Raw genomic sequence first — 11,208 nt, 5'->3', positions numbered from 1 at the left:
TGCGCTTTCACAGCGGAGGTCCGATCCGAAATCCGGAGTCCTGACCTCAGGCGCTGGCTTCGTGCCAGGTCGCCATCGCCTCGAACACGATCGCATGACGGTGGGCCAGGGCATCAATATCGGCCGAATAGCCACCTCCGATGACCGCCACCAACGGGATGCCGCGGGTGCGCGTCTCTTCGATGACCAAGCTGTCCCGCCGGCGCAGGCCTTCGTCGGAGAGAGCGAGGCGCCCCAGCTTGTCGTCGCGGTGTGGATCGACACCCGCATTCAGGAACACGAGATCGGGCGCAAGAGCATCGAGCAGCCGTGGCAGATGCGCCCGTAGCACATCGAGGTACGCATCATCCTGTACGCCGTCAGGAAGGCCGATATCGAGATCGCTCGGAATCTTGCGGACCGGGTAGTTTTTCTCGGCGTGAACCGAGAAGGTGAACAAGTCTGCATCGTCACGCAGGCAATCGGCCGTGCCGTCACCCTGATGAACGTCGAGATCGACCACGAGCGCTCGATGGATCCGCCCCTCATGTTTCAGGGCTTTAGCCGCAATGGCGACATCATTGAACACGCAAAAGCCCGCTCCGGTTTCGCGCTGTCCATGGTGGCTGCCACCCGCCGTGCTCCCGGCCAAGCCATGTTGAAGGGCGAGCTTCGAGGCCAACAGCGTACCGCCAGCGGAGGCTCGCGCGCGGCGTACCACGCCCTCATCCACCGGCAAGCCTATCCGGCGTTCGATCTCGCGCGGGACTGAGCAGGTACAGACCTGATCCACATAAACCGGGTGATGAGCAAGCGCGATGAGATCCGCCCCAGCCTCATCGGGTACGATAAAGCCATGGGAGGCAAGCCCCTTCCCGTGCAAAATCTCGGCCAAGCGCCCGTATTTTCGCATCGGAAACCGATGCCCGTCGGGAAGCGCAGCCTGATAGGCCGGGTGTGATACGATCGGTAATGGCATGAATGCCTATTGTAGCTCCCCATCCGCGTCCGGCAACGCGTTCAACGATCGGCAAGCACGGATCGGTCCAGGCGGACCAGGAGGTCTTCCGGGCCATCATAGACCGCAATGCAGCCGGCGGCCCGGAGAGCATCCTCCGGGAAGCCTCCGCACAGAACCCCCACCGACCTGATGCCCGCCTTACGGGCTGCTTCTGCATCGTAAGGCGTATCACCGACAACGACGACCTCCTCCGCCGTCAGGGGTCCGAGCTTAGCCAAGGCTGCGCGAAAGATGTCCGGAAAAGGCTTCGAGCGCTCCGCATCGTCTGATGAGGTGGAGTCCTCGACAAGATCGGCGATATTGGCGATCTCCTTGTAGTGCTCCACCTCGTCCTCCTTGCCGGACGAGGCGAGCACGACCCGCTTTCCCCTGTCCCTGAGGGTCTCGAACAGATCCCGCACGCCAGGGAAAGCTCGCGCCCTGGGCAGGTAGTCGCTCTTGAACAGGTTGGTGCGAAACTCCCGAATCTCCTCTCCCTTTTCGCTCACGAGATCAGGCGGGAGAAGCCCGTGGAGGATTTGATCGCCACCCTTTCCGATCTGTGCCCGCATGTCCTGGAATGCCACTTCGAAGCCGAAATGCTTGAGTGCCTCAACCCATGCTGCCGCATGCAGATCGACGGTATCGATCAGCGTACCGTCAACGTCGAATATCACCGCCTTGATCATTGGCGCTCCTGAGAAATGCTTTGACCAGAAAGAGCAGGCAAGCGGAGCTTTTTAGCCATGCTTGAGCTTGAAATAGAGAATGGTGCTCGCAAGCATGAGCGTGATGCTGTTCGCGATGATGAGCGGGATTTCACTCTTCCAGATGCCGTAGACGAGCCAGAGAGACAGGCCAGTCACCAGCACCAGGAACATCTTGAGCGAGATATCCTGAGTTGATCGGGTGCGCCAGACGCGAAGCACCTGGGGGATGTATGCGCCGGTCGTGCAAACCGCCGCGGCATAGCCGGCATAATCGAGAAGAGCCATCGCCAATCCATTTGGAAAGGCACGTTAACGCCGCGTCGGATCAGGAGTTCCGCACAACGATCAAGAGGAATTTCAAGCAGGCGTGGAGCCATTCCCGGATCCACAGGTCAAGCTTGCGCAGCAGTCTCATCCCCCCATGACTCACGGGCCTCGATGCTGCCGCTCAATCATTCGACATGTGAGATCCAACAGGGAGACCGGCCGGAGCACGCCGGTCCCCTCCATTGGGCCCCGCGTGAGGAGCCCTCGGTCAAGCTGCCGGGCGCATTCCGGTTTTAGCCGTCGGGATTTCGATATCGACCTCGAGCGTCGAGACGGAAGCGCCACGATCCATTTTGATCTGGACGTTGTCGTGCTCCACGGCCATGTGCTTGGCGATCACCGCCAGGATCTCCTCCCGGAGCGTTGCGACGAGATCGTCCTGCCCTCCCACGATCGTGCGCTCGTGCGCCAGCAGGACCTGGAGACGCTCGCGGGCGACAGGCGCCGATGTCCGGCGGTTGAGGAATTTGAAGATGTTCATGCGGCTCTCCGTGTAAACAACTTGCTCAGCAGGCCCCGCTTCTCCTGCGGAGCGATGACTTCACCGCTCAGACGCCTTGCGGCATCGAGATAGGCGCGGGCCGCGACGCTGTTCGGACTTCCCAACGTGACCGGTGCCCCGATATTGGATGCCCGCAGCACATCGGGGCTCTCCGGGATGATGCCGAGCAGCGGTATGGATAAGATATCGAGGACGTCGTCGACCTTCAGGATTTCGCCACGCTGGGCGCGAGCCGTGTCGTAGCGGGTGAGCAGAAGGTGCTTCTCCACCCTGTCGCCCTGCTCCGCTTTCTCCGTCTTTGCGTCGAGAAGACCGATGATCCGGTCGGAATCCCGGATAGAGGAGACTTCCGGATTGGTTACGACAACGGCAACATCGGCATGCCGCATCGCCAGAGTGGCTCCTCGCTCGATTCCGGCAGGGCTGTCGCAGATGATCCAGTCGAATTGCTCGCGCAGCTCGCTGATGACGCGGGCGACCCCCTCCTCGGTCAGGTTGTCCTTGTCCCGGGTCTGGGATGCGGGAAGAAGCGAGAGAGTATCGATCCGCTTATCGCGGATCAGCGCCTGGGACAGCTTCGCATCGCCCTTGATTACGTTGATCAGGTCGAAAACGACCCGCTGTTCGGCGCCCATGATCAGGTCCAGGTTGCGCAGTCCGACATCGAAATCGACGACAGCGACTTTCTGGTTGTTCTGCGCCAACGCCGCACCCAGAGCCGCCGTCGAAGTCGTCTTGCCGACTCCTCCCTTGCCTGACGTCACAACGAGAACCTTTGCCATCCACATCCTCCCGCTAAGGGTCTAGAGCTGTCCTTGCGACTGCATCACCAGCCGGCCTGCGCAGAACCGCGAGCGGGATTGGTGGACGGAAGCCGGTTGCAGCTATCGCGACTGCTACGTATCGCTGCACATCAGTTCACGACCAACATGGTTAGCGGAAGGTTAATGGGGCTTGGCGCAAAAGGAGTATCCTCGACCAGTGCACCGCTATATGAAGGAAAAGCGTTACGAATTCATGATCCCGCCGTGTTGGGACAGCAGAGGCAGGAGAGCGCCCCTCAGAGCCTCCATCTGCAGTTCGGTCTCGCCCTGGCCGCTGTCAGGACCGGAGAGCGCGCGCAACCGGGCATTTTCCGAGGCGAGCCGGTCATTCTCGGCCAGGAGAATCGCCACTTTTTCCTCGGCGATCCGGAGGCGGGCCATCGCGTCGTCGCGCTCCTGCTCACGGATCTGAGCGCGGTCGCGCCATAGCCGCGTCGCGACGGATTCCGCGTCATCGTTCATGTTCGGCTCCTTGCACGATCAGGCCAGATGGCCGAGGGCCGGCCTCCTGCGGGCCTTGTGCCCCTGTTCGGGACGGGAGGGCCCACGCTACCTCGGCCATCATCACCGACAAAGGTTCAAAGGCCGTTATCATACGGCCCTATCCGTGTGCCCTTGCCGCCCCTCTCTCGAGGTGCCACTATTTACTCGGCGGCCGTAGGAACCTGTTCATCAATCCTTGAGCCTTCTGTCGGCACGCTTGGCACCTCGCAGCCGGTTGCGCAGCAGCGTCCCGGCTGTTTCGATATGCGCCTGCCTTCATCGAGAACGCCGCGGTCCAGCAGGCCTTCGACCAGCTCCATCTTCTCCATGACGGGATAGTTGCGCCAGATCTCGCGCTTCATCGCCTCGGGCGAGCCGCCCCCGTGCAAGGAAATCACGGAATACCAGCCCGCCTGGTGGGAAACGGTCAGGTCCTCGATCAGACGGGAAACCTCCATCCGCTGCTCCATCGGGATGTCGGGCCGCCCGCCCAGAACAGCCGACAAGGAGGCCTGGGTCATGGGATTGTGGTCCTCGTCCGGGCCCGGCAAGGCCACGATCAGCCCGCCTGACACATAATGAGCCAGCTTGTGCATGTCGTAGATCTTCGTGGCGAGCAGGAGCTTTCCGATGTTGGAGAACACCGCATCCGGCATCACGGAACCACCCGGATCCTTCACGCAGTAGACGGAGGAGGCCACACCGCAGGCATAAAATCCCTCCGTGATCGTGATGAGATCGACCATGGCTTCCCTGATATGCCCGTGCCTGTCGGGGTCGAGGCCGTTCGCCTCGATCATGAGCGCACCGGCGCCGATCAGAAGGTCCCCGAAGCCAGCACGGGCTCCGATGCAGGAATGACGGTGATGGGTGGCATAGGACGTGGTGAGAAAGCCGCCCTCCTCATGTTCACCCGCAAGAAACACCCGGTCATGGGGCACGAACACGTCATCGAAGATCACCACGCCGGTCGATTGTCCGTATTTTGCGGAGAACTTCGCGGCCGCCTCACCCGGGCGACCGGCAGGGCGCGCTACGATAGTCACTCCGGGCGCATCGACAGGCACCGCACAGCACACCGCGAAGTCGGCATCCTCGCTCGTATGCGTCCGGCATGGCATGACAAGGAACTCATGCATGTAAGGAGCACCGGTCACGATAGCCTTGGTGCCGCGGATCACGATGCCGTCCGGGCGACGCTCCTTGATATGAACGTACACATCGGGATTGACCTGCTGACCCGGCCGCCTCGAACGATCGCCCTTGGCGTCCGTCATGGCGACACCGAGTGTCAGGTCTCGATCCTGCACTTCATGAAGATAGTTGAGAAAACGCTGGGCATAATCGGTGCCATGAACCTCATCGGTCCGCTTGGTCGCCTGGTAAATGCCGTTGAGAGCATCGTGGCTGAGATAGCGCTGGGCACATCCCGAGATCTTGCAGACCAGTCGGACCGCCTCAAGCTTGTAAAGCAGATCCGTCGAACTCTCGTTGATGTGTAGCATCCGGTTGACGATCTTGCCGGACGTGCCCTGCCGCGCTGTCATGATCGGCAGATGCTCCACCCTGTGAGCCAGATCGTAGGTGATCCCGACCGCGCTCACTCCTGGCGCAAGAAGAGGCTCGTCCGCAACGCTCTCGACAGCGCTCCCGTTGACGAAGACGCGCGGCTTGTAAGCACGTAGCGACTCCCGGTACTCGGCGGCATTCATCAGCATGGCGGGCTCCTCTGAGCTTGTTGTGGTATTTGAACAGTGTTAGAAAAATCCGTCAAGCATCGACGAAAGTAGGCCGGAATGACAGCGGAACCGCGCAAACGAGGGCGAGCCCAGGCTGTTCGAGACCTGAAGCGCAGCCTTATCCTGGAGGCCGCGCGGACGATTTTCGAGACCGAAGGTCTGGATGGCGCCTCGCTCCGTGCCATCGCAGCGGAAGCGGGCTACACGCCCGCGGCGCTGTATTTCCATTTCGAGTCCAAGGAGGCGATCTATGCAGAAGTGCTTCAGGCCTCGCTCAACAATCTGAGGGAGGCCGTGGCCACGGCGGTCGCCAACACCAATGGCCCTGCCCCACGCCTGAGGGCCGCAGCCATGGCCTTTTTCAAGTACTATGCGGACAATCCACGAGATCTCGACCTCGGATTCTACCTGTTCCGGGGAGGCATGAAGCCGAAGGGACTGGGCCGCGAGCGTGACGAGCAGCTCAATGCCGGCCTCGCAGCCGCACTTCTGCCGATCGCGGAAGCAGCCCGCGCAATGGGAGCTTCTCAAGAAGAGGCGGACCTCATGATGGTCGACACCTTCGCTCATGCGGCCGGAATGCTCCTTCTGGCGCATACCGGCCGCATCAGGATGTTCGGAACATCAGCTCCCGGCTTGATGGAGCGCTATATCGACGAGAGGATCGGGCAGTTGGAAAGGCTCGTAGGCGCCCAAGCGGCCGCCCCTGCCCTATCCTTCCTCAAGAGCAACGATTAGCCCCTCGTCCGGAGCCAGATCCAGGCAGCCGGCCTCCACATGCCATTCTCCGCTCCGAACCGTCGACAGCAGCACACGCGCCTTTCCAACCCTGTCAGGCAGGTCGATAGCCTGAGATACATGGCCGAAATTAAGCGCGATGAGCAACCGCTCCGCTCCATGTCGGCGCTCATACGCGAAGACCTGCCCACCGGATTGCACCGGCAAATACTGTCCGATGCTGAGGGCCAGGTGGCGACGGCGCAGATCGATGAGGCGCCGGTAGAGACATAGAATAGAGCCTGAATCCTGGGACAGCACTTCCACGTTGCAGGTCTGGAAATCCGGCGCGAGCGGCAGCCACGGCTCGCCGGGGGTGAAACCGGCATTCGGAGAGGAATCCCATTGCATTGGCGTGCGTGCGGGATCACGACCGAGGCCGAGACCTGGTTCGTTCTTCTCCCATGGGTCCTGCACGGATTCGGGCGGGATCTCGACCTTCGTCATACCGATTTCGTCGCCGTAGTACATGGTAGGCGTTCCCCGCAGGGTCAGCAGCAGCATCGCCGCGACCCGGGCCTGCGCCTTGCCGATTCTGGCACCAATGCGCGGCTGATCGTGATTGCCGAGAACCCAATTCGGCCATCCGCCGTCGGGCAGGACCCCTTCATACTCGTTGACAAGCTTTTCGATTACGTGCGCGTTCCACGCGGTCTGGATCAGCTGGAAGTTGAAGGGGAGATGCGCTCCTGATAGGTCCTTACCGTAATAGGCAACAAGGCGCTCCAGGGGCAGATAGATCTCGCCGATCAGCACCCTGTCTTCGTACTCCTCCAAAACCTGGCGCATCGCAGCGATCACGTCATGGACCTCCGGCTGGTCGGCCGAGTGGACTTGGAGGTACCTGTTGATCTCCGCCTGATGCGACTGGTAGCCGGGATTGGGAGGGTTGTTCCGGAACTCGGCATCCTTGATGAGGTGCCAGATGACATCGACCCGGAAGCCGTCCACACCGCGCCGGAGCCAGAAGCGCAGGCTATCGAACATTGCTTCCCTGACTTCCGGATTACGCCAGTTGAGGTCCGGCTGCTCCTTCAGGAAGGCATGATAGTAATACTGCCCCGTCGCCTCGTCCCACTCCCAGGCAGGTCCGCCGAAATTGCTGATCCAGTTGTTCGGCACTCCGCCGCCCGGAGCCGGATCGCGCCAGATATACCAATCCCGCTTCGGATTCGTTCGCGACGAGCGGCTCTCAAGAAACCATGGGTGTTGGTCGGATGTATGGTTCGGGACAAAATCCAGAATGACCTTCAGGTTTCGGGAATGTGCCTGTTCAAGGACCCTGTCGAAATCGTCGAGAGTGCCGAAGATCGGATCGATGCCGCAATAGTCTGAAACGTCATAGCCGAAATCAGCCATCGGGGACGGAAAGATCGGAGAGATCCAGATAGCATCGACTCCCAGCCATTGCAGGTAATCGAGCCTTTGGGAGATCCCTTGAAGATCGCCGATGCCGTCGCCGTTCGTATCATGAAATGAACGGGGATAGATCTGGTAGACGATTCCGCGCTTCCACCAGGTGGTTTCAGGCATGGACATGCTCTCCGCTCGCTCTTGTGGTCCGTACACCTCTGAAAGTGGATCAAATGCCAATGGCTTGCCCTTGGTGATGGTTCCGCCCTCCGGCCATGACGCCGGAGGGGACAGGGTCTGTCGCCTTCTGAAGAATCCTACCTTGAGGAACCGAAGGCTCTCCAGCGCTTTCTCTTCGAGGCGCTGAAAATATTGCTAGAAGGAGGAGATGAAGGCGACAGGACATATTTCTACGTCGCTCTGCCATGGCCAAGCGTTTCCTGAGGGCCATGAAATGCACATTTGGATGTGAGTCTTCATAACCCTATAGCAGGACAAAGGCAGGACGCTCGATGCTCGACCTTTGGTACAAGAACGCCGTGATTTATTGCATCGATGTCGAAACCTTCATGGATTCGAACGGCGATGGCGTGGGCGACTTCCAAGGGCTCGCCGACCGCCTCGATCACATCGAGGAACTCGGCGCGACCTGCATATGGCTGCTCCCCTTCTATCCGTCTCCGAACCGAGACAACGGATACGACGTGACGGACTTTTACGGCGTCGATCCACGCCTCGGCACTCTTGGAGATTTCGTCGCCTTCACTCATGCCGCTCAAGACCGGGGGTTACGGGTCATCGTCGACCTCGTCGCCAACCACACCTCCATCGATCATCCCTGGTTCCAGGAGGCTCGTCGAGATCCTCAGTCGCGCTACCGGGACTGGTATGTCTGGTCCAAGGAAAAGCCCGACAACATCCACGAGGGCGTCGTCTTCCCGGGCGTCCAGGATTCGATCTGGACCTACGACGAGGTCGCCGAAGCCTGGTACATGCACCGCTTCTACAAGCACCAAGCCGATCTCAACATCGCCAATGAGGAAGTCCGGGCGGAGATCGAGAAGGTCATGGGATTCTGGCTGCAGCTAGGAGTCTCCGGTTTTCGCCTCGACGCCGTTCCCTTCCTGATCGAGTACAAGGGGCTCCCGGAGCGAGAGAGACCAAAGCATGACCCGCACGAATATCTGCGCGAGCTGCGCGATGTTCTGTCCTGGCGTCGTGCCGAGGCCGTTATGCTGGCCGAAGCGAACATCACGATGGATCAGGTCGACGAGTATTTCGGCAGAAGCGGCGAGCGTATGCACATGATCCTGAACTTCATGCTCAACCAGCATGTGTTCCTGAGTCTCGCCCGAGGCGATGCGAAGCCGATCCGCGACATCATGCGAGATACGCCGGAGATCCCGCTAAAGGCCCAGTGGGGAAGTTTTCTACGCAATCACGATGAACTCGATCTCGGCCGCCTCAAGGATGAAGAAAGGCAGGAGGTCTTCTCCAGATTTGGACCCGCCCCCGACATGCAACTCTACGGGCGTGGTCTTCGTCGGCGGCTCGCACCGATGCTCGACGGCGATGAGCAATGGCTCAAGTTGGCATTCAGCCTTATGTTCGCGTTGCCGGCAACACCGGTCCTTTGGTACGGCGACGAGATCGGCATGGGAGAGGATCTTTCTCTCAAAGAGCGCAATGCCGTCAGAACGCCCATGCAATGGGCCGATGAGCCGAATGCCGGGTTCTCGATGGCTTCCGCCGACAAACTCGTTCGTCCCGTGATATCCGATGGCCCCTTCGCCTATCAGCGGGTCAACGTCGCCTCCCAGAGAGATTTGGACGGGTCGCTGATGTCTCATCTGCAGCGGCTTGTTCGCACTCGCCGTGCCTGCCCGGAAGTCGGCTGGGCTCGGGGAGAGATACTGCAGACGGAAGACACAAGCCTGCTTGCGATTCGCTACGATTGGGAAGGCGCCACGGTCATCACCCTCCACAATCTCGCCGACCGCCCCGCCGAAGCCCGCCTGCAGCTTGATGGCATCGATCAGATGAGACCCCTGCTCAGCAGCGAAGACGATCGGTCTATGAAGAAAGCTGCATCACCGATCAAGCTGGAGCCATATGGATTCAGATGGTTCCGGGCACATGGCGAGCGCCGCTGACGCAATGCAACTGCTTGCACCGGCGGGGCAGATCGCCCCATCGGGATCATCTGCCCAGACGCCTGAACTTTCCACGCCCGAACGGGAGCTTATCCGGCCAGCGAGGCCGGCTCGGGAGATACTGCATCTCCCAGGGCGGTCGTCAGCATCTCGGCAAGGCTCTGGTGAAGGAATGGCTTCGTCAGAGTCGGGGTGCCCTTGAAACGCTCCGGAAGAGTGCGGGCGTCGTATCCCGTCGAGAAAATGAACGGGATCCCGCGAAAGCGCAGCACGTCCGCAACCGGAAAGACGACGGAGCCATCAACGTTGATGTCGAGCAATCCGACGTCGATTTCCGCCTGCAGCGCAAGCGTGAGAGCCTGATCGAGCCGGGCGGCCGGACCGACGATGTCGCATCCGAGATCCAGAACCATGTCCTCGATCAGCATCGAGATCATGGCCTCGTCTTCCACGATCAGGACACGGCACTTGCGCCTCTCGCCCATCTCATCCCCCTTGGCCCCAGCGCACCCTCGATGCGGATCACGCAGGCTTTCATTAACCATGACCGTTCCATTGAGTCCTTGCAAGCACTAGGTGCAAAATCCTGCCTGCGTCCAATGGCTCCAGGTCGCTTCAAGGGGGGACGACGCAACCAAAAGATACATTATTTCAATTACCTTCTCGGCACTGCCCCGCCGGCGGAGGCAAGCCAACTGCATAGGTCTGGACCGGATGGCCTGATCACTCCTGTCAGGTGACCTTGGCGACACCTCGGCAGTGAAATCCGATTGGCCGGGGAGCACCATCCACGTAATATTCCTCGACGTTCTCGAACCGGAAGCCGGCCTGCCTCAGCAGTTCCGCTACCGGGCGCGTCAGATTGCATCCCACGGCGAGCGAGCGCCAGATAGGATTCAACCGATATTGCCAGCGCGCCACGCCGGGCTCTGGTGACAGACCATGTTCGAGGAATAGGACCCGGCCCTCCGGCTTCAGCACACGCCTGACCTCTCGAAGGGCCTGGACCGGATCCTGCACCGAACAGAGCGTGTAGGTGACCACGGCCGTATCGATGGAGGCATCCCCAAGTGGGAGCGCCTCCGCCTGGGCACGGATGATTTCGAGCGGTACACGGCTCGCCCGGTGGCGCACTTCGCCCAGATTGAGAAAGGCTCTGCTCGGATCGACGCCGATCACCTTCGTGACCTGCCCCGGATTGTAGAAAGGAAGGTTCAGCCCAGGACCGATCCCGATTTCAAGAACGACCCCTTGTGCCAGCGGAACAACCCGCTCCCGCTCAGCCTCGATGTCCTTCATCGAGCAGAGACAGCTGACGAATTTCGGCCCGATATAGCGAGAATAAAGATTCATGACTGTCC

The 11,208-nt window shown here is 60.5% G+C and carries 12 protein-coding genes; 2 read left to right on the top strand and 10 right to left on the bottom strand.

Annotated features, from left to right (window positions below; genetic code table 11):
- Window positions 1-46: 46 nt before the first annotated feature.
- The 7 genes from LGR44_RS11880 to LGR44_RS11850 form a co-directional block, all read right to left on the bottom strand.
- Window positions 47-958 carry a histone deacetylase family protein gene (locus LGR44_RS11880; protein ID WP_226740677.1) on the bottom strand — a complete coding sequence of 304 codons (912 nt, stop codon included), beginning with the start codon at window positions 956-958 and terminating at the stop codon, window positions 47-49.
- 41 nt (window positions 959-999) lie between these two features.
- Window positions 1,000-1,668, bottom strand: a complete 669-nt coding sequence (locus tag LGR44_RS11875) for an HAD family hydrolase (protein ID WP_226740675.1) — start codon at window positions 1,666-1,668, stop codon at window positions 1,000-1,002.
- A gap of 51 nt (window positions 1,669-1,719) precedes the next feature.
- On the bottom strand, window positions 1,720-1,974 hold the full coding sequence (locus LGR44_RS11870; protein WP_226740673.1) for a SemiSWEET transporter: 255 nt from the start codon (window positions 1,972-1,974) through the stop codon (window positions 1,720-1,722).
- A 250-nt stretch (window positions 1,975-2,224) separates the two neighbouring features.
- Window positions 2,225-2,497, bottom strand: a complete 273-nt coding sequence (minE, locus tag LGR44_RS11865; protein ID WP_226740671.1) for a cell division topological specificity factor MinE — start codon at window positions 2,495-2,497, stop codon at window positions 2,225-2,227.
- Window positions 2,494-3,300: a septum site-determining protein MinD gene (gene minD / locus LGR44_RS11860; RefSeq protein ID WP_226740669.1), complete on the bottom strand. Its 807-nt coding sequence runs from the start codon at window positions 3,298-3,300 to the stop codon at window positions 2,494-2,496. The genes minE and minD overlap by 4 nt, the downstream gene beginning before the upstream one ends.
- Before the next feature lie 225 nt (window positions 3,301-3,525).
- Complete coding sequence (locus LGR44_RS11855; RefSeq protein ID WP_226740667.1) at window positions 3,526-3,804, bottom strand: hypothetical protein; 279 nt, start codon at window positions 3,802-3,804, stop codon at window positions 3,526-3,528.
- A 182-nt stretch (window positions 3,805-3,986) separates the two neighbouring features.
- Complete coding sequence (locus LGR44_RS11850) at window positions 3,987-5,543, bottom strand: 4-hydroxyphenylacetate 3-hydroxylase family protein (RefSeq protein WP_226740665.1); 1,557 nt, start codon at window positions 5,541-5,543, stop codon at window positions 3,987-3,989.
- 78 nt (window positions 5,544-5,621) lie between these two features.
- Between LGR44_RS11850 and LGR44_RS11845 the strand changes: the two genes are divergently transcribed.
- Window positions 5,622-6,302, top strand: coding sequence for a TetR/AcrR family transcriptional regulator (locus LGR44_RS11845; protein ID WP_226740663.1), 681 nt, complete (start codon window positions 5,622-5,624; stop codon window positions 6,300-6,302).
- Here LGR44_RS11845 and LGR44_RS11840 read toward each other — a convergent pair.
- Window positions 6,276-7,874, bottom strand: coding sequence for an alpha-amylase family glycosyl hydrolase (locus tag LGR44_RS11840; protein WP_226741079.1), 1,599 nt, complete (start codon window positions 7,872-7,874; stop codon window positions 6,276-6,278). The two genes, LGR44_RS11845 and LGR44_RS11840, sit on opposite strands and share 27 nt — an antisense overlap.
- A gap of 332 nt (window positions 7,875-8,206) precedes the next feature.
- Here LGR44_RS11840 and LGR44_RS11835 point away from each other — a divergent pair, with 332 nt between their 5' ends.
- Complete coding sequence (locus LGR44_RS11835) at window positions 8,207-9,847, top strand: alpha-amylase family protein (RefSeq protein WP_226740661.1); 1,641 nt, start codon at window positions 8,207-8,209, stop codon at window positions 9,845-9,847.
- A gap of 89 nt (window positions 9,848-9,936) precedes the next feature.
- On the opposite strand, the gene LGR44_RS11830 is transcribed toward LGR44_RS11835, so the two are convergent.
- Together LGR44_RS11830 and LGR44_RS11825 are read right to left on the bottom strand one after the other, a co-directional pair.
- Window positions 9,937-10,332 (bottom strand): response regulator, encoded by a 396-nt coding sequence (locus LGR44_RS11830; RefSeq protein ID WP_226740659.1) that lies wholly within the window; start codon window positions 10,330-10,332, stop codon window positions 9,937-9,939.
- A gap of 247 nt (window positions 10,333-10,579) precedes the next feature.
- Complete coding sequence (locus tag LGR44_RS11825; protein WP_226740657.1) at window positions 10,580-11,200, bottom strand: class I SAM-dependent methyltransferase; 621 nt, start codon at window positions 11,198-11,200, stop codon at window positions 10,580-10,582.
- Between the last annotated feature and the right edge of the window lie 8 nt (window positions 11,201-11,208).

The organism is Microvirga lenta (assembly GCF_020532555.1).
Lineage (GTDB): Bacteria > Pseudomonadota > Alphaproteobacteria > Rhizobiales > Beijerinckiaceae > Microvirga > Microvirga lenta.
This window is presented reverse-complemented; position numbering and strand designations above follow the sequence as displayed.